Below are 1,868 nucleotides of genomic sequence, written 5' to 3' on the forward strand. Positions count from 1 at the left end.
GTAAAGAACCGAAGACCGGTGGCCGGAATCCGATACAGGTGGCTATAGGCATGCGCCATCAGCTCGTTGGCTTTTTTCGAGGCGGCATAAAGGCTGATCGGATGATCGACATTATCCCGCACCGAAAATGGGAGCTTGGTGTTGGCGCCATAGACCGACGATGAGGACGCAAAGAGCAGATGCCGGCAACCGTGATGGCGGCATCCCTCGAGCACATTCAAAAAACCTTCGATATTCGCGTCCGAGTAGGCATGCGGATTTTCCAGCGAATAACGCACCCCGGCCTGGGCTGCGAGATGAACGACGGCGGGAAAGCGATGCTGCGCGAAGAGCGATTTTGTCGCTTCACGATCGGCGAGATCGGATTGCACGAAGGTGAAATTGGGCTGGCGCGCCAGGACATCGAGCCGCGCCCGCTTCAGCGCCGGATCATAATAATCATTGACGCTGTCGAGGCCGACGACGGCACGGCCGGACGACAACAAACGTTGCGCGACGTGAAAGCCGATAAAACCGGCGGCGCCCGTGACCAGGATCGCGTCTTGCGTCATTGCCCTTCGGTCCTCACAGCCGCCACAGTTCAATACCGTCGGGCCTGGTGCTCCGATCGAGCTTCATTTTCACGTCAATCACCAGACCGGAGCCGCCGGTCAGCAGCCGCTGTATCAGGGGCCACCCACCTTCGACATAACTACCGTGCGCCACTGCCAGAATAACCGCATCTGCCGGCCGCAACGCGTTCAGTTTGGTGATGGTCAAGCCATATTCGTGCTTCGCATCCTCAGGACTGGCGAGAGGATCATGCACCTGTACCTGAAGGCCGAACGATTCCAGCTCGCGAACGATATCGACGACGCGCGAGTTGCGCGTATCCGGAACATCCTCCTTGAAGGTCAGGCCGAGGATCGTGACGACGCCTCCCGTTCCCTTCCGCCGCAGCAATCCCCTGACGCATTCTTTCGCGATGCGCTGGCCCATGCCGTCGTTGATCCGCCGGCCGGCGAGAATGACTTCGGGGTGATAGCCGGCCTTCTCGGCGCGATAGGTGAGATAGTATGGGTCAACTCCGATGCAGTGGCCGCCGACGAGGCCCGGCTGAAATGGCAGGAAATTCCATTTCGTCCGCGCGGCCGCCAGCACGTCGCCGGTATCAATCTCGAGCGCCTGAAATATCAATGACAACTCGTTCATGAAGGCGATGTTGAGATCGCGCTGGGTATTTTCGATCACTTTGGCCGCTTCGGCGACCCTGATCGAAGGCGCGCGGTGAATGCCGGCTTTTACCACCGCCCCATAAGTGTCTGCGATGGTGCCGAGTGTTTCTGGATTCTGCGCCGAAACCACCTTGGTGATCGATTCCAGGCGATGCTCTCTGTCGCCGGGATTGATGCGTTCCGGCGAATAGCCGACATTGAAATCAGTTCCGACCTTGAGCCCGGAGCATTGCTCCAGGATTGGCGCACATTCTTCTTCGACCGCGCCGGGATAGACGGTCGATTCATAGACGACAATATCGCCCTTCTTGAGCGAAGCGCCCACCAGGCGCGAGGCTTCAAACATCGCGCGAAGATCCGGCCGCCGCGCCTCATCGATCGGCGTCGGGACCGTCACGATGAAGAAATCGGAGGCGCGCAGGGCATCCGCGTCGCGGGTAAACCTGAGCGAAGGATGCTTGAGGTCCGGCGCCTGCACTTCGCGCGTGCGATCCTGTCCACCTTCCAACTCGCGGACACGCGAGGCATCAATATCGAAGCCCGTAACCGCAAAGCCTTCGCGCGCAAACGCCGCCGCCACGGGCAGCCCCACATAGCCCAAACCGATCACTGCAATCTTGCGGCGTGACATCAAAAAAATCCAAAATCCAAAGG

2 protein-coding genes are annotated in these 1,868 nt (G+C 59.4%); both read right to left on the reverse strand.

The genetic code is table 11. From position 1 onward, the window contains the following. Positions 1 to 551: SDR family NAD(P)-dependent oxidoreductase (locus WB528_RS10715; RefSeq protein WP_423888389.1), on the reverse strand; the 551-nt coding region annotated here is incomplete at its 3' end. 13 nt (positions 552 to 564) lie between these two features. Further along, positions 565 to 1,845 (reverse strand): nucleotide sugar dehydrogenase, encoded by a 1,281-nt coding sequence (locus WB528_RS10720; RefSeq protein WP_423888390.1) that lies wholly within the window; start codon positions 1,843 to 1,845, stop codon positions 565 to 567. Positions 1,846 to 1,868 lie beyond the last annotated feature (23 nt).

The sequence above is a fragment of the Bradyrhizobium sp. genome (assembly GCF_049586575.1).
Classification (GTDB): Bacteria; Pseudomonadota; Alphaproteobacteria; order Rhizobiales; family Xanthobacteraceae; genus Bradyrhizobium.

Bases quoted from the DNA above. Each gene is read 5' to 3' on its own strand.
- WB528_RS10720 (WP_423888390.1), bottom strand. From the start codon at position 1,845: ATGTCACGCCGCAAGATTGCAGTGATCGGTTTGGGCTATGTGGGGCTG.